The organism is Aeromicrobium sp. S22, assembly GCF_009661045.1.
Lineage (GTDB): Bacteria > Actinomycetota > Actinomycetes > Propionibacteriales > Nocardioidaceae > Aeromicrobium > Aeromicrobium yanjiei.
On record NZ_WJWV01000001.1, the window covers coordinates 62,817 to 80,251 of the forward strand.

19 protein-coding genes and 1 tRNA gene are annotated in these 17,435 nt (G+C 69.1%); 12 read left to right on the plus strand and 8 right to left on the minus strand.

Annotated features, from left to right (window positions below; translation table 11 throughout):
- Nucleotides 1–90 precede the first annotated feature (90 nt).
- Together GEV27_RS00340 and GEV27_RS00345 are read left to right on the plus strand one after the other, a co-directional pair.
- Entirely contained in the window at nucleotides 91–948 is an 858-nt protein-coding gene (locus GEV27_RS00340; protein WP_309221942.1) for an alpha/beta hydrolase, read from the plus strand.
- A 312-nt stretch (nucleotides 949–1,260) separates the two neighbouring features.
- Nucleotides 1,261–2,697 carry a sugar porter family MFS transporter gene (locus GEV27_RS00345; RefSeq protein WP_153933191.1) on the plus strand — a complete coding sequence of 479 codons (1,437 nt, stop codon included), beginning with the start codon at nucleotides 1,261–1,263 and terminating at the stop codon, nucleotides 2,695–2,697.
- A gap of 18 nt (nucleotides 2,698–2,715) precedes the next feature.
- Here GEV27_RS00345 and GEV27_RS00350 read toward each other — a convergent pair whose 3' ends face one another.
- Entirely contained in the window at nucleotides 2,716–2,970 is a 255-nt protein-coding gene (locus GEV27_RS00350; protein ID WP_153933192.1) for a hypothetical protein, read from the minus strand.
- A gap of 69 nt (nucleotides 2,971–3,039) precedes the next feature.
- Here GEV27_RS00350 and GEV27_RS00355 point away from each other — a divergent pair, with 69 nt between their 5' ends.
- Nucleotides 3,040–3,981 carry an NADP-dependent oxidoreductase gene (locus tag GEV27_RS00355; protein WP_153933193.1) on the plus strand — a complete coding sequence of 314 codons (942 nt, stop codon included), beginning with the start codon at nucleotides 3,040–3,042 and terminating at the stop codon, nucleotides 3,979–3,981.
- Nucleotides 3,982–4,076: 95 nt separating this feature from the next.
- Here GEV27_RS00355 and GEV27_RS00360 read toward each other — a convergent pair.
- Nucleotides 4,077–4,159: transfer RNA gene (locus GEV27_RS00360), tRNA-Leu, on the minus strand.
- Nucleotides 4,160–4,323: 164 nt separating this feature from the next.
- On the opposite strand from GEV27_RS00360, the gene GEV27_RS00365 reads away from it, so the two are divergent.
- From GEV27_RS00365 to pknB, 6 genes are read left to right on the plus strand one after another with little or no spacing between them, the layout of a single operon-like run.
- The gene (locus GEV27_RS00365) at nucleotides 4,324–5,043 is read left to right on the plus strand and encodes a DUF3662 and FHA domain-containing protein (RefSeq protein WP_153651236.1); all 720 of its coding nucleotides are present in this window, start codon (nucleotides 4,324–4,326) and stop codon (nucleotides 5,041–5,043) included.
- Nucleotides 5,043–5,510, plus strand: coding sequence for an FHA domain-containing protein (locus tag GEV27_RS00370; RefSeq protein WP_153909718.1), 468 nt, complete (start codon nucleotides 5,043–5,045; stop codon nucleotides 5,508–5,510). The genes GEV27_RS00365 and GEV27_RS00370 overlap by 1 nt, the downstream gene beginning before the upstream one ends.
- Nucleotides 5,511–5,513: 3 nt before the next feature.
- Nucleotides 5,514–6,803, plus strand: coding sequence for a PP2C family serine/threonine-protein phosphatase (locus GEV27_RS00375; protein WP_153909719.1), 1,290 nt, complete (start codon nucleotides 5,514–5,516; stop codon nucleotides 6,801–6,803).
- Complete coding sequence (locus GEV27_RS00380) at nucleotides 6,800–8,173, plus strand: FtsW/RodA/SpoVE family cell cycle protein (protein WP_153651233.1); 1,374 nt, start codon at nucleotides 6,800–6,802, stop codon at nucleotides 8,171–8,173. The genes GEV27_RS00375 and GEV27_RS00380 overlap by 4 nt, the downstream gene beginning before the upstream one ends.
- Nucleotides 8,170–9,645, plus strand: coding sequence for a penicillin-binding protein 2 (locus tag GEV27_RS00385; RefSeq protein WP_309221943.1), 1,476 nt, complete (start codon nucleotides 8,170–8,172; stop codon nucleotides 9,643–9,645). Before GEV27_RS00380 ends, GEV27_RS00385 begins: the two co-directional genes overlap by 4 nt.
- A 55-nt stretch (nucleotides 9,646–9,700) precedes the next feature.
- Nucleotides 9,701–11,518, plus strand: a complete 1,818-nt coding sequence (pknB, locus tag GEV27_RS00390) for a Stk1 family PASTA domain-containing Ser/Thr kinase (protein WP_153933194.1) — start codon at nucleotides 9,701–9,703, stop codon at nucleotides 11,516–11,518.
- A 15-nt stretch (nucleotides 11,519–11,533) separates the two neighbouring features.
- Here the strand turns inward: pknB and GEV27_RS00395 are convergent, their stop codons facing one another.
- On the minus strand, nucleotides 11,534–12,265 hold the full coding sequence (locus tag GEV27_RS00395; RefSeq protein ID WP_153909721.1) for a DUF881 domain-containing protein: 732 nt from the start codon (nucleotides 12,263–12,265) through the stop codon (nucleotides 11,534–11,536).
- An 88-nt stretch (nucleotides 12,266–12,353) separates the two neighbouring features.
- Here GEV27_RS00395 and GEV27_RS00400 point away from each other — a divergent pair, with 88 nt between their 5' ends.
- Nucleotides 12,354–12,599 (plus strand): cell division protein CrgA, encoded by a 246-nt coding sequence (locus GEV27_RS00400; RefSeq protein ID WP_243838831.1) that lies wholly within the window; start codon nucleotides 12,354–12,356, stop codon nucleotides 12,597–12,599.
- A gap of 62 nt (nucleotides 12,600–12,661) precedes the next feature.
- Here GEV27_RS00400 and GEV27_RS00405 read toward each other — a convergent pair whose 3' ends face one another.
- Both GEV27_RS00405 and GEV27_RS00410 read right to left on the minus strand, forming a co-directional pair.
- Nucleotides 12,662–13,495: a rhomboid family intramembrane serine protease gene (locus GEV27_RS00405; protein WP_153909722.1), complete on the minus strand. Its 834-nt coding sequence runs from the start codon at nucleotides 13,493–13,495 to the stop codon at nucleotides 12,662–12,664.
- A 3-nt stretch (nucleotides 13,496–13,498) separates the two neighbouring features.
- Nucleotides 13,499–14,029 (minus strand): peptidylprolyl isomerase, encoded by a 531-nt coding sequence (locus GEV27_RS00410; RefSeq protein ID WP_153651227.1) that lies wholly within the window; start codon nucleotides 14,027–14,029, stop codon nucleotides 13,499–13,501.
- Between the two features lie 108 nt (nucleotides 14,030–14,137).
- On the opposite strand from GEV27_RS00410, the gene GEV27_RS17940 reads away from it, so the two are divergent.
- The gene (locus GEV27_RS17940) at nucleotides 14,138–14,269 is read left to right on the plus strand and encodes a hypothetical protein (protein WP_255489009.1); all 132 of its coding nucleotides are present in this window, start codon (nucleotides 14,138–14,140) and stop codon (nucleotides 14,267–14,269) included.
- The gene (locus GEV27_RS00415) at nucleotides 14,266–15,042 is read left to right on the plus strand and encodes an enoyl-CoA hydratase/isomerase family protein (protein WP_153933195.1); all 777 of its coding nucleotides are present in this window, start codon (nucleotides 14,266–14,268) and stop codon (nucleotides 15,040–15,042) included. The genes GEV27_RS17940 and GEV27_RS00415 overlap by 4 nt, the downstream gene beginning before the upstream one ends.
- A gap of 9 nt (nucleotides 15,043–15,051) precedes the next feature.
- Here GEV27_RS00415 and GEV27_RS00420 read toward each other — a convergent pair whose 3' ends face one another.
- From GEV27_RS00420 to glyA, 3 genes are read right to left on the minus strand one after another with little or no spacing between them, the layout of a single operon-like run.
- Complete coding sequence (locus tag GEV27_RS00420) at nucleotides 15,052–15,384, minus strand: DUF3817 domain-containing protein (protein WP_153909723.1); 333 nt, start codon at nucleotides 15,382–15,384, stop codon at nucleotides 15,052–15,054.
- Nucleotides 15,381–16,133 (minus strand): SURF1 family protein, encoded by a 753-nt coding sequence (locus GEV27_RS00425; RefSeq protein WP_153933196.1) that lies wholly within the window; start codon nucleotides 16,131–16,133, stop codon nucleotides 15,381–15,383. The genes GEV27_RS00420 and GEV27_RS00425 overlap by 4 nt, the downstream gene beginning before the upstream one ends.
- Nucleotides 16,130–17,407: a serine hydroxymethyltransferase gene (gene glyA / locus GEV27_RS00430; protein WP_153651223.1), complete on the minus strand. Its 1,278-nt coding sequence runs from the start codon at nucleotides 17,405–17,407 to the stop codon at nucleotides 16,130–16,132. The genes GEV27_RS00425 and glyA overlap by 4 nt, the downstream gene beginning before the upstream one ends.
- Nucleotides 17,408–17,435 lie beyond the last annotated feature (28 nt).

A 17,435-nucleotide genomic window follows, 5' to 3' on the forward strand; every position in this document is an offset into this window, starting at 1 on the left:
AGACCGGGTTCTTCGCCAGAGGTCGCTGCACCGACAACCCGCGTGGTCCGGTCCGCGCCACCCGTTCGGGTGGGCGCCGAAGGAGGACCCGTGACGACCCCAGATCACGTCATCGACGACCGGACCGCCCAGCAGATCGCCGCCTGCAACGCCTCGGGACGGACGCCGGTGGTGTTCATTCACGGACTCTGGCTGCTCTCCAACAGCTGGGAGAAGTGGGCAGCGGTGATGGAGAAGAACGGCTACACCGCCCTGGCCCCCGGGTGGCCGGACGACCCGGACACGGTCGCCGAGGCCAATGCGCATCCCGACGTCCTGGCGGGCAAGACCGTCGGCCGGGTGACCGGCCACTACGCGGCGATCATCAACGAGCTGGACCGCGCCCCCGTGCTGATCGGCCACTCGTTCGGCGGCCTGCTGGCCCAGATGCTCGCCGGCCGCGGCCTCTCGGCGGCCACCGTCGCGATCTCGCCGGCGGCGTTCCGGGGCGTCCTGCCCGTGCCGGTCTCGTCCCTGCGCTCGGCGTCCCCCGTGCTGGCGAACCCGGTCAACCGCGGTCGCGCGGTCCCGCTGACGTACCAACAGTTCCGTTACGGCTTCGCCAACGCCGTGAACGCCCACGAGGCCCGGCAGCTGTACGACACGTACGCTGTCCCGGCCCCCGGGCTGCCGCTGTTCCAGGCGGCCGTCGCCAACGTCAACCCGTGGACCGAGGTCAAGGTCGACACCCGGCACCCCGACCGCGGACCCCTCCTGATCATCTCGGGCGACAACGACAACACCGTCCCGTGGGCCGTGGCCCACGCGGCGTACAAGAAGCAACGTCACAACCCTGGCGTCACCGAGATCGTCAAGATGCCGGGCCGTGGCCACGCCCTGAACGTCGACAGCGGCTGGCGGGAGATCGCCGACACCGCACTGGCCTTCGTGCAACGCTTCGTCCAGTAGATCGGCACCGCCATGGACCTGGGTCTGACCGGCAAGACCGCCATCGTCACAGGAGCCAGCAAGGGCATCGGGCTGGCCGGTCTGGATCCACGTGAAACATCCGGGCGGTGCTTCCTCCACCGTCTCGGGACCGGGCGGTGCTTCCTCCACCGAATAACGGCGGATCGAGGCCCAAACGGTGGCGTACGCACCGCCCCACGCTCAAACGGTGGCGGAGGCACCGCGGCTCCGGGGGGCGCGAGTTTTCCGGGGTGTGACCCCGTCGTTGCGGGGTATTCAGTCCCTCGACGGCATCACACACCCGGGGGACCGATGAGCCAGACACAGGAAGACACCCAGCCCAAGGCGCTCAACGGCCTCATGTTGATGGTCGCGGTGGTCTCCGCCGTGAGCGGGCTGCTGTACGGCTACGACACCGGCATCATCTCGGGTGCGCTCCTGCAGATCGGTGACGAGTTCGACACCGGCCACGCGATGGAGCAGTCGATCGCGGCGGGCATCCTGCTGGGCGCGGTGATCGGAGCCCTGTCGTGCAGCGTGCTCTCGGAGCGCTGGGGACGGCACAAGACCATCCTGCTGATCTGCCTGGTGTTCATCATCGGGAGCCTCGCCTGCTCGGTCGCCCCCACCGCGACCCTCCTGGCCGCGGCCCGCGTGCTGCTCGGCTTCGCCGTCGGCGGGGCCACCCAGACCGTCCCGATGTACGTCGCCGAGATGGCGCCGGCCGCGATCCGCGGCCGCCTCGTCCTGTGCTTCCAGCTCGCGATCGGCGTCGGCATCGTCATCGCGACCCTGGTCGGTGCCTCGGAGCAGGTCGACTGGCGCATCTCGATCGGCGCCGCTGCGCTTCCTGCGCTTCTCATGCTCGTGCTGCAGCTGCGACTGCCCGAGAGCCCGCGCTGGCTGGTCAAGCAGGGCCGCACGGATGACGCCGAGCAGGTGCTGGAGCGCGTACGCCCCGAGGGCTTCGACATCTCGCAGGAGCTCAGCGAGATCGTGGAGCTGGAGAAGCGCAAGAAGGAGACCAAGCGCAGCCATCGCGGGTGGAGCGGCCTGCGTCAGCCGTGGGTGCGGCCGGCCCTCGTCGTGGGATGCGGCGTCGCCGCCTTCACCCAGCTCTCCGGCATCGAGATGATCATCTACTACGCGCCGACGATCCTGACGGACAACGGCTTCTCCACCTCCGCGGCCCTGCGCGTCAGCGTAGCGCTCGGCGTGACCTACCTGATCATGATGATCGTGGGCCTGATCATCGTCGACAAGGTCGGACGACGCCGCCTCACGCTGATCATGGTGCCGGGGGCCGCGATCGCCCTGTTCGTGCTGGGCGCGCTCTTCGTCACCGACAACGCCGGCAAGGACAACATCCCGTTCATCGTCGCGTGCCTCGTCGTGTTCATGCTGTTCAACGCGGGCGGCCTGCAGCTGATGGGCTGGCTGACCGGCTCCGAGATCTACCCGCTCGCCGTGCGCGGCGCCGGGACGGCCGCCCAGTCGGCGACCTTGTGGGGGACGAACCTGCTCATCACGCTGACCCTGCTGACGATGATCGACACGTTCGGCGTGGGCCAGGTGTTCTGGCTCTACGGCCTGTTCAACGTCGCGGCGTGGATCTTCGTCTGGCGCCTCCTGCCCGAGCTCACCGGCCACAGCCTCGAGGACATCGAGAAGCACCTGCAGGACGGCGAGTTCAGCCCGAAGGACTTCGAGCAGCACGCCAAGAGCAGCCCGGCCGGCGCCTCGGGCTGATCGGTCCGGGCGCGACCGTCAAGCGTCAGTGGGGTCCTCGCCGTGCGCGGGGCGGGCGGCGCCCAGGGCGTCCAGGACCCGATCGGCCTCGTGGCGGATGCCCACGAGCACGACCCAGACCGTCCAGCACAGGGCGGATCCGGCCATCAGGGCCAGCCCGATGCGTTCCTCTGCACGATCCACGACCTCTCCGTCGTCCACGCTGTGGGCCTGCAAGATGATGAGCGCACCTATGACCAGCAGCAGGACTCCGAACAGGACACTGTCTGTCACAGGCTTCGCGAGAGTTGCACCCCGCCAGCCGGACGGAATAGGCATCGTGCAGGTCGAGTTGTCCACGACATGAGAGCTATCGGAGTGACCAAGCCCGGCGACGAGGACGACCTCGAGGTGCTCGACCTTCCTGTGCAGGATCCGCAGGACGGTCAGATCCGCATCCGCGTCCACGCCGCGACCGTCAACCCCACCGACACCGCGATGATCCGCGGCGCCTACTACCGCGGCGGCGACGTGCCGACCGGTCCACACATCCCGGGCATGGACCTGTCCGGCGTCGTCGACGCCCTCGGGCCAGGAGTCGACCGGTTCGCGGTCGGCGACCGCGTGATCGCCGTGGTCGCTCCCACCAGCGAGACGCGTGGCGCCTACCAGGAGCAGATCGTGCTGCCTGCCGAGCAGGTCGTCCCCGCGCCCGCCGGTGCCGACGACGCGGCGGCATCGACCCTGCTCATGAACGCTCTCACCGCGCGCCTGGCCCTCGACGAGATGGCCGTCCCCGCCGGCGGCACCGTCGCCGTCACCGGTGCGGCCGGGTCGTTCGGCGGATACGTCGTGCAGCTGGCCAAGGCCGACGGCCTGCGGGTCGTTGCGGACGCCAAGGAGGGCGAGGAGGGTCTCGTCCGCGAGCTCGGCGCCGACATCGTCGTCCCCCGCGGCGACGACGTGGCCGCCAACATCCGCGCCGCCGTGCCCGAGGGCGTCGACGGCCTGACCGACGGCGCCGTACAGATCGACAAGACGCTCGACGCCATCAAGGACGGCGGGGCGCTGGCGACCATCCGCGGGTGGGACGGTCCGGCCGAACGCGGCATCTCGGTGCACCCCATCTGGGTCTTCTCCGCCATCGGCCACACCGACAAGCTCGACCGACTCCGTCAGCAGGCCGAGGACGGCACGCTGACGTTGCGAGTGGCCACGACCTTCCCGGCGGAGCAGGCAGCGGAGGCCCACAAGCTGCTGGCCGGCGGCGGGGTGCGTGGTCGCATCGTGCTCGACTTCAACTAGAGGCGGTCCCACCCGACGAACACCCCGTTCGGACCTCTGTCAGAAAGAACGAAGGGCCCCGACCAAAACCCGGTCGGGGCCCTTCGTCATTTCTGTGCGCGAGGGGGGATTTGAACCCCCACGCCCTTGCGGACACTGGCACCTGAAGCCAGCGCGTCTACCATTCCGCCACCCGCGCAGTGTTCGTGCTGCGGTCCTCGGGCTGACCCGGGGACCGGTGAGTCAGTCTAACAGGCCCGTGCGAGGAGGTTTCCACGGCTGCCCCCTCCGCGCTGACTCGCCTGTTCACCCCGTCCCGATACGATCACATGGAAACATGGACCGACGAAGAGGTGAGAGCTGATGGCGGGGGTGCTGCAACGTTTCGAGCAACGGCTCGAAGGAGCGGTCACCGGTGCGTTCGCGCGCGCCTTCCGTAGCGCCGTGCAGCCCGTCGAGATCGCCGCCGCGCTGCAGCGCGAGGTCGACAACTCGGCGCACATCCTCTCCCGTGAGCGCATGCTCGTGCCGAACGACTTCACGGTCGAGCTGTCGCCTTCGGACTACGAACGGCTCAACCCGTTCAGCAGCACGCTGGCCGACGAGCTGTCCACGCTCGTCAAGGAGCACGTCGTCGAGCAGCGCTACACCCTCACCGGCCCGCTGGCGATCTCGTTCAAGAAGACCGGCGAGCTCAGCACCGGACGGTTCCGCGTCCGCAGCCGTACCACCGCATCGGTCACCCCCGTGGTCGGACAGCGGATGACCGAGACCGCGGTGCGCTCGTCCAACGTCGTGATCGAGGTCAACGGCATGAAGCACCCGCTCCAGCCACCTGGCGTGGTGATCGGGCGCGGCAACGAGGCCGACCTCAAGATCGACGACCCCGGCATCTCGCGCCGCCACGCGGAGATCAAGATCCACCAGAGCGGGAGCGAGACCACCGTGACCATCGTCGACCTCAACTCGACCAACGGCGTCATCCTCAACGGCCACAAGGTCTCCACGGGGGTCGTCGGGGACGGCTCGGAGATCCGGCTCGGCAACACCGTCCTCGTCATCCGGATGAACGAGGCCGCCTGATGTCCGAGCTCACCCTGACGTTGATCAAGCTCGGCTTCCTGGCCGTGCTGTGGCTCTTCGTCCTGTCCGCCGTCTCGGTCATCCGCTCGGACATCTTCGGCACCAAGGCCCCCTCGACGCCGCGCCCCGCCAAGCAGAAGGCCCCGGCGACCAAGCCTCGCAAGACCCCCCGCGGCGTGCCGACCAAGCTGCAGGTCGTCTCCGGGCCCAACACCGGGCAGAGCGTCCCGCTGAGCGACAAGCCGATCCTGCTGGGACGCGGCACCGACGCGGCGATCCGCCTCGACGACGACTACGTCTCGACGCGGCACGCGCGCTTCGCGACCAACGGCGAGCAGTGGTTCGTCGAGGACCTCGGATCGACCAACGGGACGTACCTCGGCAGCCAGCGCATCACGACACCCATCCCGATCGGCCTGGGCATCCAGGTCCGGCTGGGCAAGACCATCGTCGAGCTGCAGAAGTAGGCCATGACAGCCCTGACCTATCGATACGTCGCGCTCACCGACACCGGTCTGCGCCGCTCGACCAACCAGGACTCCGGCTACGCGAGCGATCGCCTGCTGGCCATCGCCGACGGCATGGGCGGGGCCGCCGCGGGTGACCTCGCCTCGTCCGAGGCGATGCACATCATCCGCCAGCTCGACCGTGACATCGACGGCAGCGCCCTCGACGCGGTCGCCCGCGCAGTCGAGCTCGCCAACATCCGCCTCGGTGAGCTGATCCGCGAGGATCCCGCGGTGGAGGGCATGGGCACGACTCTCGAGGTCATGCTCTGGGACGGCGAGAAGCTGGCCGTCGCCCACCTCGGCGACTCGCGGGCGTACCGCCTGCGCGGCGGCACCCTCACCCAGATCAGCACCGACCACACGTTCGTGCAGAGCTTGGTCGAGGAGGGCAAGATCTCCCGCGCCGAGGCGCGCGTGCACCCCCACCGCTCATTGCTCCTGCGCGCGCTCCTCGGCCGCGACGAGGGCGAGGCCGACCTCAGCTGGATCCAGCCGATGGCCGGCGATCGCTATCTGCTGTGCAGCGACGGCCTGACCGACATGGTCGAGGACGACGTCATCCGGCGCGCCCTCAGCGCCGAGACGATCGACATGGCCGCGACCGAGCTCGTACGACTCGCGCTCGAGGCCGGTGGCGTCGACAACGTGACCGTGGTGATCGCCGAGTTCGTCGAGGCGGGCACCGATCCCGACGAGCACCTGTCCTCGTCGGACGGGCAGCCCCAGCTCGTCGGCGCCGCAGCCAGCCAGTCCCGCCCGCGCACGGGATCGGGCTCGAGCAGCACCGACACGGCCACGGCGTTCGACCCCGAAGAGCTCCGGTACGCCCCGCAGCCCCCCGCACGCCGCCGCTGGCTGCGCTGGACGGCGGGCCTCCTGGCTGTCGCGGCGGTCCTCGCGGCCGCGGGCACCTACGCCTACCAGTGGTCGCAGGACCAGTACTACGTCGCGGCCAAGGACGGCCGGGTCGCCATCTACCGCGGCGTCCAGATCGACATCCCTGGCGTCACCTTGTCCCACGTCGATGAGCTGACCGACATCGAGCTGTCGTCCCTGAGCGACTTCCAGCGACGCGAGATCGAGGACGGCGTGGAGGCCTCGAGCAAGGACGACGCCAAGCAGACCGTCGCCGAGCTGGACGTGATCGCGCCGACCCCGACGCCCACGCCGACCCGCAAGACCACGCGCAGCCCCAAGCCCTCCACGTCGAGCAGGACGCCGACCGCGGCCAACGTGGTGTGGACGCGATGACGACTCCCGTCTGGGTCCCCCGCAAGAGACGGGGCGCCGAGTTCTTCCTGACCGTCCTGGCGGTCTTCATCGGCATCGCGGCGTACGCCTCGGTGGGCCTCGGCGTCGAGGGCACGATCCCGTCCGACACCTACAAGCTGGGCGGCGCGCTCATCGTGGTGGCGATCGCAACCCATCTCGTGGTGCGCCGGGTCGCCCCCTACGCCGATCCCGTGCTGCTGCCGCTGGTGATCGCCCTCAACGGCCTCGGCCTGGCGATGATCTACCGGATCGACCTCGGGTATCAGCAGGTCAACCCCGACTGGAAGGCCCTCGCCAACGGTCAGCTCATGTGGACCGGCTTCGGCATCGTGGCCTTTGCCCTCGTGCTGATCGTGGTCCGCGACCACCGCCGGCTGCAGGCGCTGACCTACACGTTCGGCTTTGCCGCGATCGTCCTGCTGATCCTGCCGCTGCTGCCCGGCATCGGGCGCAACATCCGCGGCGCGCGGATCTGGATCGGGATCGGTCCGTTCAGCTTCCAGCCCGGAGAGGCGGCCAAGATCTGCCTCGCGATCTTCTTCGCCGGCTATCTCGTGGTCAAGCGCGACGCCCTCGCACTGGCCGGGCGCCGCTTCGCGGGCATCGACCTTCCCCGCGGCCGCGACCTCGGGCCGATCCTGGCCGGCTGGCTGCTCAGCATGGGCATCCTCATCTTCCAGCGCGACCTCGGCTCGTCGCTGCTGTTCTTCGGCCTGTTCGTGGTGCTGCTCTACATCGCGACCGAACGCCCCGGCTGGCTGGTCGTGGGGGCGCTGCTGTTCGCGGCGGGCGCCTACATGGGTTATCTCGCCTTCGGACACGTGCAGGTGCGGGTCAACGCCTGGCTCGACCCGTTCTCCGATCCGGACAAGAACTACCAGGTCATCAACGGCCTGTTCGGGCTCGCGCACGGGGGTCTGCTCGGACAAGGGCTCGGCCAGGGCAGTCCCAACCTCACCCCGTTCGGCTTCTCCGACTTCATCGCCGCCTCACTGGGCGAGGAGCTCGGCCTCACCGGCCTCATGGCCGTGCTCATGATCTACGGCCTGATCGTCGAGCGCGGACTGCGCATCGCGCTGACCTGCCGCGACGCGTTCGGCAAGCTGCTCGCCGCAGGCCTGGCGCTGTCGATCGCGATCCAGGTCTTCGTGGTCGTCGGTGGCGTCACCCGGTTGATCCCGCTCACCGGTCTGACCACCCCGTTCCTCGCGCAGGGCGGATCGTCCATCGTGATGAACTGGGCGATCATCGGCCTGCTGCTGCGGATCAGCGACCAGACGAGGCGCCCGGCCCCCGAGATCTCCACGTTCGAGAGTGACGAGGCGACCCAGGTGGTGAAGCTGTCGTGAACAAGCCCATCCGCAACCTGGCCATCGCATGCCTCGTCATGTTCATGGCCCTGCTGGTCAACATCAACTACGTCCAGTTCGTCGAGGCGGACAGCCTCAACGCCAAGAACGGCAACAAGCGGGTCATCAACGAGGAGTTCTCCCGCGACCGCGGCTCGATCCTCGTCGACGGCAAGCCGATCGCCGAGAGCGTGAAGTCCAAGGACGAGTACAAGTTCCAGCGCAAGTACCCCGAGGGCGGGCTGTACGCTCCGCTGACCGGCTACTTCTCGTACATCTTCGGCCGCAGCGCGCTCGAGAACTCCGAGAACCGGGTCCTCTCGGGCAGCGACGACCGACTCTTCGTCAACCGGGTCATCGACCTGCTGTCCAACAAGCAGCCCAAGGGCGGCAGCGTCGAGGTCACGATCGACCCGCTCGCGCAGAAGACGGCCGCCGAGGGCCTCGAGGCGCTCGGCAAGGGCACCAAGGGCGCGGTGGCGGCGATCAACCCCAAGACCGGCGCGGTGCTGGCGATGGTGACCCAACCGTCGTACAACCCCAACCGCCTCGCGAGCCACGACTTCGCCAAGGTCCAGAAGTCGTGGGAGGAGCTCACCACCGACAAGAACCAGCCCATGCTCAACCGCACGACCCAGCAGACGCTCCCGCCCGGGTCGACGTTCAAGCTCGTCACTGCCGCAGCGGCGCTCGAGAAGGGCGTCGTCGACGACGTCGACGACAAGATCAAGGCCGGCGCCCGGCTCTCGTTCGGTGGCGGCATCACGTACACGCTCCCCAACGAGAACGGCGGCAACTGCGGCGGCGACCGCATCACGTTGGAGCAGGCCATGAACGTCTCGTGCAACGTGGCCTTCGGCGCCCTCGCCCTCAAGGTCGGCCAGACGGACCTCGCCGAGCAGGCCGGCAAGTTCGGCTTCGGCACCGACCCGCTCGCGGACCTGCCCATGAACCCCAGCCGCTTCACCTCCGGCGACACCCCGCTCGAGCAGCCGCAGCTCGCCCAGTCCGGCATCGGCCAGTTCGAGGTCGCGGCGACGCCCCTGCAGATGGCCATGGTCGCCGGCGGCATCGCCAATGACGGCAAGGTCATGAAGCCGTACGTCGTGGACACCGTCCGCGCCCCCAACCTGCGCGTCCTGGACAAGACCCAGCCCAAGACCCTCAGCGAGGCGGTCAGCGCCAGCACCGCCCGCAAGCTGCAGGAGATGATGGTGAGCACCGTCCAGGTGGGCACCGCCACCTCCGCGCAGATCCCCGGCATCGACGTGGGTGCCAAGACCGGCACGGCGCAGTCCACCGCGGACCGCCCGCCCTACGCCTGGTTCGTGTCGTACGCCAAGGACGGCGACGACTCGGTGGCGGTGGCCGTGCTCGTCGAGTCCAGCAACACTGCGCGCAACGAGATCGCCGGTGGGCGCCTCGCCGGCCCGATCGCCAAGTCCGTGATGGAGGCAGTGCTCGGCAAATGACACGCCTGACTGCACCGACATCCTCCGTGACACACACTCTGGGAGACTGAGAACCATGACCGAATCCGGCGACACTGGCGCCACCGACGAGCCGATACGCCTCGGCGGCCGCTACGAGCTGGGCGGACTGCTCGGTCGCGGCGGCATGGCCGACGTGCGGGTGGGGCGCGATCTGCGCCTCGGGCGCACCGTCGCGGTCAAGCAGCTGCGTAGCGACCTGTCGGCCGACGACACGTTCCAGGCCCGCTTCCGCCGCGAGGCCCAGTCCTCCGCCGCGCTCAACCACCCCTCGATCGTCGCGGTCTACGACACGGGCGAGTCGATCGACAAGCACGGCAGCCACGTGCCCTACATCGTCATGGAGTACGTCGAGGGCCAGACGCTGCGCGACATCCTGCGCGGCGCCGAGAACGGTCGCAAGATCCTGCCCGAGCGTGCGCTGTCCATCACCGCCGACGTCCTGAGCGCGCTGGACTACAGCCACCGCTCCGGCATCATCCACCGCGACATCAAGCCCGCCAACGTCATGCTGACGCCGTCCGGGCAGGTCAAGGTCATGGACTTCGGCATCGCTCGCGCGATCGCCGACACCTCCTCGGCCATGACGCAGACGGCCGCCGTCATCGGCACAGCGCAGTATCTCTCCCCCGAGCAGGCGCGCGGCGAGACCGTCGACGCCCGCAGCGACATCTACTCGACGGGCTGCCTGCTGTACGAGCTGCTGACCGGACGTCCGCCGTTCGTGGGCGACAGCCCGGTGTCGGTGGCCTATCAGCACGTCCGCGAGGAGGCCCGGCCGCCGTCGCAGCTCAACCCCGACGTGAGCCCCGACATCGACCGCATCGTCGCCAAGGCGCTCGCCAAGCGCGTCGAGGACCGCTATCAGAGCGCCGCCGACATGCGCAAGGACATCGAGCGCGTCCTGGCGGGCCTGCCCGTCGACGCACCCACCGCGGCCACCGCCGTCGTGCCCGGCGCGACCGCCGTGGCTCCCGCCGCGCCGGTCCTGCCGCCGCCGACCGGCAACGGCGGCGCCGACCCGGACGAGGACGAGGACGAGGACCGCAAGGGCACGTGGTGGGCCGTCGCGGCCATCCTCGCCGTGGTGGCCGCAGCGATCCTGGGCGTCCTGTGGATGACCGGGGCGTTCGACAGCGACGAGAAGCCCGTGGCCCAGAAGGCGGTCACCGACGTCCGTGGCGAGAGCGTCCCCGACGCCACGACGAGGCTGGAGAACGCCGGCTTCGTGGTCGGCGGGACCTCCGAGCGGGCCAGCTCGGACGTCGACGAGGGCGACGTCATCGACACCGATCCGCCCGTGGGCACCAAGGTCGACGAGGGCTCGACGGTCGACCTCATCGTCAGCTCGGGTCCCGACCAGGTCGTGGTCCCGAACCTCGTGAGGTACTCCTACTCCGACGCCAAGAAGCTGCTCGAGGACATGGGCCTGTCGGTCAAGAAGGACACCCAGGACAGCACCGAGTCCAAGGACACGGTCCTCAACACCAACCCCCCGGCCAACACCTCCGTCGAGGTCGGCTCCACGGTCACGCTCATCGTGTCCAAGGGCCAGGTCGAGGTGCCCAACGTCGTCGGGCAGGACGTCGAGGACGCCAGGAGCGCCCTGGAGGACATCGGGCTCAAGGCCGACATCACCGAGGACCCGAACTCGACGTCACCGGAGAACCAGGTGACCGCCCAGTCGGTGGCTCCCGGCACGCGGGTCTCGCCGGGGTCGACGGTCCGTCTGACGGTGTCGACCAACCCGGGCGACACCGGCGAGGACGGTGGCGACACCGACGGAGGCGCGACCGACGGTGGGCCGACGGACGGCGCGGACTCCGACGGCGGCGCGCTGCCCGACGGTCAGTGAGGCCCCCCGGCGCCCCTAGGGCGCCGGGGCCTTCGCGTACGTCAGCGAGATCGGGTTGGTGTAGGCCTTGATCGTCACGGCGTCGAGCTGCTCGATCTCGAGACCGAGGTTGTAGCGCCGCGCGTAGTCCGCATAGCTCGCGGTGTCGGGCGAGGTGATCATCGAGCTGCTCATGCCAGTCTGGTCGCCGACCGCCTCGATGACGTACGGCGGTGAGTACGGGACGCCGTCGAGGATCACGACGTTGCCGACGCACCGGATGCCGGTCGTCGCGATGAGCCGCTGACCCTGCAGCGAGATCGCCTCGGCCCCTCCTGCCCACAGCGCGTTGACGTACGCCTGGATGTCCTGCTGGTGCACGACCTGCCAGTTGGGGTCGACCCCGGACAGGTCGCCGGCGTCGGGCGCATCGGTCAGGGTGACCCGGACGCCCGGGCCACGCACCGGGGTCAGCCCGGTGGCCGGCTCGAGGGCGTCGACGCGCTTGCGCAGCTTGTCCAGGCTCCGGCCCGACACGCTGGACGAGAGCCGGTCGATCTCCGAGCGCAGCGTGTTGGCCTCCGCGCGGCGCGCGTCGATGCGCTCGGACCGCTCGCGCAGGAGGGATCCGACGTCCCCGCCGGTGGGACGCAGGTCGGTGCCGTCGGCGCTGACCGAGGCGGCCACGAACAGGAACCCGGTGAGCACGAAGATCAGGAGCACGACGAAGGACGCCTGCTGGCGTGCGTGCGTGCCGCGCTTGGCCATGCCGCAATTCCTCCCTGGTCCGACGCCGACTAGGCTAGCCGAGACCACCTACGATGCGGCCCGGCCGCAGCAACCTTCGGAGCACGACGTGGCGAGAGACAAGACTTCCAAGGGCCCGCAGCCCCAGAGGATCGGCAACCGCTGGGCCGGTCCCGCGATGGTGACCTCCGCGATCATCGGTCTGATCTGGATCGTGATCTACTACGTGCTCAACGGCCAGGACGTCAACTACCCGTCATTCCTGCAGTGGTACCAGGATCTCGGCAACTGGAACCTGGTGATCGGCATGGGCTTCATCGTCGCGGCCTTCGGCTTCGCGATGAAGTGGGAGTGAATCACACCCATGTAGTTATCCACACCGGTGTGCACAGTTGTTGATACTCACACCGGTGTGATTCAACCGGTCAGCGACGCGGTGCGCAGCACGACCGCGGCGATCATCGCGATCCACACCACCACGATGACGCCCGCCTGGAACAGCTGCCGGCGCTCGCGCGGTGCGTAGGCGATCACGGCACCGAGGACGACCCCGGCCACGAAGCCGCCGAGGTGTCCCTGCCAGCTGATGTTGCTGCCGGCCACGCTGATGAATGCGTTGATCGCGAGCAGCACCAGCAGTGTCGTGATGTCCTGCTTGGCCTTCAGCAGCAACATCATCGCCATGCCGAAGAGGCCGAACACCGCACCTGACGCGCCGATCGTGGCGACTCCGGGCGGTGCCAGCAGATAGACGAACACCGAGCCGGCGATCGCGACGGTCGCGTAGGCCACGATGAACCGGATCGTCCCGAGCGCTCGCTCGACGAACGGCCCGAAGAGGTACAAGGCGTACATGTTGAACAGCAGGTGCAGCAGCCCCGCGTGGAGGAACGCCGACGTGACCAGCCGCCAGGTCTCGCCGTCCGCGACGAAGTAGCCCACGAGGGCTCCGTCGCGGAAGAACGAGCCGGACTGCCCACCGGTCGCCGCCGTCACGACGTACGCGAGCACGTTGATGACGATCAGGGCCAGCGAGACCGCGCCGGAGGTGCCAGTGACGGCACCTCCGGCGAGGTTCTTGGGCTGTCGTACGGTCTTCGCGCCCTCCGCGATGCACGAGGGGCACTGGAAGCCGACCGAGGCCTCCCGCATGCACTCCGGGCAGATCAGCCGCCCGCAGCGCTGGCAGGAGATGTACGCCTCGCGGTCGGGGTGCCGGTAGCAGCGATAGTCCTCCGCAGGGAGGTTCACGAGCTAGGCGTCTTTGCGGGAGATCGTCACCTTCTCGATGACGACCGGCTCAGCCGGCTTGTCGAACCGGTCGGTCTTGACCTGTCCGATCTTGTCGACCACCTCGCGGCTCACGTCGTCGGCCACCTCGCCGAAGATCGTGTGCTTGCGGTTCAGCCACGTGGTGGGGACCAGCGTGATGAAGAACTGCGAGCCGTTGGTGCCCGGTCCGGCGTTGGCCATCGCGAGCAGGTAGGGGCGGTCGAACTTCAGGTCGGGGTGGAACTCGTCCTTGAACGTGTAGCCGGGGCCACCCGTCCCGGTGCCGAGCGGGTCGCCGCCCTGCAGCATGAAGTCCTTGATGATGCGGTGGAACACCAGGCCGTCGTAGAACGGCTTCGTGGTGGGCTTGCGGGTCTCGGGGTCGAGGAACTCCTTCGTGCCCTCGGCGAGGCCGACGAAGTTGTCCACCGTCTCGGGGGCGTGGTCGGGGAAGAGCTCCACGACGATGTTGCCGTGGTTGGTCGTGAAGGTCGCGATGAGCTGCGAGGCCACAGGGATATTCCTTTCGATGTGCTGTCGTCATCATCCCACGAACGGACAACTCCGGCCCCGCGGCTGGCGGGAGCGGCGGTGACCGATCTGCTGGCTATGGTGGGCGCCATGTCGAAGAGCCCGGGACACCACCCCTTCCGCCGCATCCTGCTCCTGACGGCGGTCCTCGCCGCCGTCCTGGCCTACCGCAACGCGGTCGCCGACAAGGGCGGCTCGTACGATCCCGCGGCCGGCCGATGAGCGTCACGATCGAGCGGACGTCCGACGGCATCGCAGTCCTGACGTTCAGCGCCCCGCCGGTCAACCTGTACTCCCTCGAGCTGCACGAGGAGCTGGACCGTGCCCTGGACGAGGTCGAGGCCGATCCGCCCCGCGCCCTGCTGGTCCGGGCCGAGGGCCGGGTCGTCTCCGGCGGCGTCGACGTCGCCCAGTTCCACGCCCGCAAGACGCAGGCCGACACCCAGGCGCTCTACGACCGGATGGTCGAGCTGCCCAACCGCATCGAGGCACTCGACGTCCCGACCTTCTTCGCCGCCCACGCCCTGACGCTCACCTGGGCGTTCGAGGTGGCCCTCGCGTGCGACATCGTCCTGGCCTCGGAGAAGGCGAAGTTCGGCCTGGTCGAGCGCGTCATCGGGCTCACCCCGACGATGGGCGGCACCCAGCGGCTCGCGGGGCGCGCGGGGGTGGGCCGCGCCAAGGAGCTCGTCTTCACCGGCGAGCTGTACGACGCGGCGACCCTCGAGCGCTGGAACGTCGTCAACCGCGTGCTCGCGGTCGACGGCTTCGACGACGCGGTGCTCGAGATCGTGCGTCAGGTCGCGGTCGGGCCCACCCGGGCGTTCGGCGCGGCCAAGCAGATCCTGCGGCACTTCGAGGCCGGCGGCGTGCCAGAGGCGAACGCGCACACCACGCGCATCGCGGCCGGTCTGTTCGCGACCGACGACCTGCAGGGCGGCATGGAGTCGTTCCTGCGCGACGGTCCGGGCAAGGCCACGTTCACGGGCCGCTGACCGCAGGGGTCAGAGAGTGCTCTCGGCCCGATCCGCGCGGATGGCCTGCGTGGCCCGGTGCTCTGCCCAGAAGCTCACGAGCGGGATCGTGGCGAACAGCATCGTCGTGATCGTGAAGGCCGGGGTCCACCGGTGACGGCGCGAGAGCACGGCGATCAGCACCAGCAACGCCATGAAGAGATAGCCGTGGATCATGTCGATCACCCCGATCATGTCGGAGTTGCGGTTGAACCACGACGTGTCGTCTGTCGTCAGCTGTCCGATCCAGGCCCCGATGACGAAGATCAGGTTGATGCCCACCACGTAGGCGATGACACGGTACGTCTTAGCCAGTCCACTCACGACGTCGAGGATACCTTCGCCCGTGAAGCCGCCCGTGTCTCGCTCGACATCCGCCACCACATGAACGCCGCGAACAGGCCGAAGACCCACCACTGCAGCGCGTAGGCCAGGTTCTTGAGCCCGACCGTCCACGAGACGTCCTCGGGCAACGGGGGCGGGACGAGGTCGAGGCCGCCGCTGAGCGCCGGATCGGTGTTGATCGCGTAGCCGGAGTACAGGTCGTAGGGCATCTCGTTGATCAGCGTCGGGATCCGGACGGACCCGATGGTCCGCGACGTCGCGTCGAATGCGCCGGCGTTCTTCTCGCCCGGCTCCAGCACCGCGTCCAGCGTGACGGTGCCGCTCGGGACGCTCGGGAAGGGGCCGGGCTCGGGGGCCCAGCCGCGCAGCACGAGCATCGTGTCGCCGCCCTCGACCTGCACCGGTGCCAGGAGCCAGGCGCCGGTGCGGCCGTCCTGCTCCTTGTCGGTGACCCAGATCTGCTGGTCCGCGGGCTCGAACTCGCCCTCGAACGTCACCGGCCGGTGGTTGTACGTCTTCAGGAACGGTCCGTCGGGCTCCCACAGGTCGGTGAGAGCGACCTGCGGGACCGCACGCTTGTCGGCCTGCTCGTGCGCCTGGCGGTCGTCGTAGACGCCGGCCTGCCACAGGCCCATGACGACGCAGAAGACGATCGCGACGATCGCGAACGCATGGAGCCCGATGAGGCCCGGGGTGAACCAGGAACCGACGCGGGAGTCGCGTTTCACGCCGTGAACGGCCTGAGGTCCGCGTAGAGCGGGAACCGCTCGGCCAGCACGGTCACCCGCTTGCGAAGGGACTCCAGGTCGACCTCACCCGGCTGCAGCGCCTCGGCGATGATGTCGGCGACCTCGGTGAACTCCTCGGCGCCGAAGCCACGGGTCGCGAGCGCGGGCGTGCCGATGCGCAGGCCCGACGTCACCATCGGCGGGCGCGGATCGTTGGGGACCGCGTTGCGGTTGACCGTGATGCCGGCCTCGTGGAGCCGGTCCTCGGCCTGCTGGCCGTCGAGTGCGGAGTCACGCAGGTCGACCAGCACGAGGTGGACGTCGGTGCCGCCGCTCAGGACCTTGACGCCCGCCGAGGTCATGTCGTCGGCGAGCAGACGCTCGGCGAGGATCTGCGCACCCTCGATCGTGCGCTGCTGGCGCTCCTTGAACTCCGGCTCGAGGGCCATCTTGAACGCGACGGCCTTGGCCGCGATCACGTGCTCGAGGGGGCCGCCCTGCTGGCCCGGGAAGACCGCCGACCGCATCTTCTTGGCGATCTCGGGGTCGTTGGTGAGGATCGCGCCGCCGCGGGGGCCGCCGAGCGTCTTGTGGGTCGTGGTCGTGACGATGTGCGCGTGCGGCAGCGGGCTGGGGTGCAGACCGGCGGCGACGAGACCGGCGAAGTGGGCCATGTCGACCCAGAGGCGGGCACCGACCTCGTCGGCGATCTCGCGGAACAGCGCGAAGTCGAGCTGGCGGGGATACGCCGACCAGCCGGCGATGATCACGGTGGGCCGGTGCTCGTGCGCGAGCGAGCGCACCTCGTCCATGTCGACGAGGCCGGTCTCCGGCACGACGTGGTACGCGACGGGGTTGTAGAGCTTGCCGGAGAAGTTGAGCTTCATGCCGTGGGTCAGGTGCCCACCGTTGGCGAGGTCGAGACCGAGGATCGTGTCGCCCTTGGTGGCGATCGCGTGCAGCGCGGCCGCGTTGGCCGTGGCACCCGAGTGCGGCTGGACGTTGGCGTAGTCGGCGTCGAACAGCTGCTTGAGGCGATCGATCGCGATCGTCTCGACCTGGTCGACGAACTCGCAGCCGCCGTAGTAGCGCTTGCCGGGGTAGCCCTCGGCGTACTTGTTGGTCAGCACGCTGCCCTGCGCCTCCAGGGCCGCGACGGGCGCGAAGTTCTCCGAGGCGATCATCTCGAGCGTCGACTGCTGACGGTTCAGCTCGGCATCGAGAAGTGCTGCGATGTCGGGGTCGAAGTCGGCGAGGTGATCGTTGTGGCTCATACCCCCAGCGTAACGGTCGGCCACCAGC

What these genes read in the sequence shown, in the direction of transcription:
- GEV27_RS00345 (WP_153933191.1), top strand. Translation starts at nt 1,261, where the DNA reads ATGAGCCAGACACAGGAAGACACCCAGCCCAAGGCGCTCAACGGCCTC.
- GEV27_RS00355 (WP_153933193.1), top strand. Translation starts at nt 3,040, where the DNA reads ATGAGAGCTATCGGAGTGACCAAGCCCGGCGACGAGGACGACCTCGAG.
- GEV27_RS00365 (WP_153651236.1), top strand. Translation starts at nt 4,324, where the DNA reads ATGGCGGGGGTGCTGCAACGTTTCGAGCAACGGCTCGAAGGAGCGGTC.
- GEV27_RS00370 (WP_153909718.1), top strand. Translation starts at nt 5,043, where the DNA reads ATGTCCGAGCTCACCCTGACGTTGATCAAGCTCGGCTTCCTGGCCGTG.
- GEV27_RS00375 (WP_153909719.1), top strand. Translation starts at nt 5,514, where the DNA reads ATGACAGCCCTGACCTATCGATACGTCGCGCTCACCGACACCGGTCTG.
- GEV27_RS00380 (WP_153651233.1), top strand. Translation starts at nt 6,800, where the DNA reads ATGACGACTCCCGTCTGGGTCCCCCGCAAGAGACGGGGCGCCGAGTTC.
- pknB (WP_153933194.1), top strand. Translation starts at nt 9,701, where the DNA reads ATGACCGAATCCGGCGACACTGGCGCCACCGACGAGCCGATACGCCTC.
- GEV27_RS00395 (WP_153909721.1), bottom strand. Translation starts at nt 12,265, where the DNA reads ATGGCCAAGCGCGGCACGCACGCACGCCAGCAGGCGTCCTTCGTCGTG.
- GEV27_RS17940 (WP_255489009.1), top strand. Translation starts at nt 14,138, where the DNA reads ATGTCGAAGAGCCCGGGACACCACCCCTTCCGCCGCATCCTGCTCCTG.
- GEV27_RS00415 (WP_153933195.1), top strand. Translation starts at nt 14,266, where the DNA reads ATGAGCGTCACGATCGAGCGGACGTCCGACGGCATCGCAGTCCTGACG.
- glyA (WP_153651223.1), bottom strand. Translation starts at nt 17,407, where the DNA reads ATGAGCCACAACGATCACCTCGCCGACTTCGACCCCGACATCGCAGCA.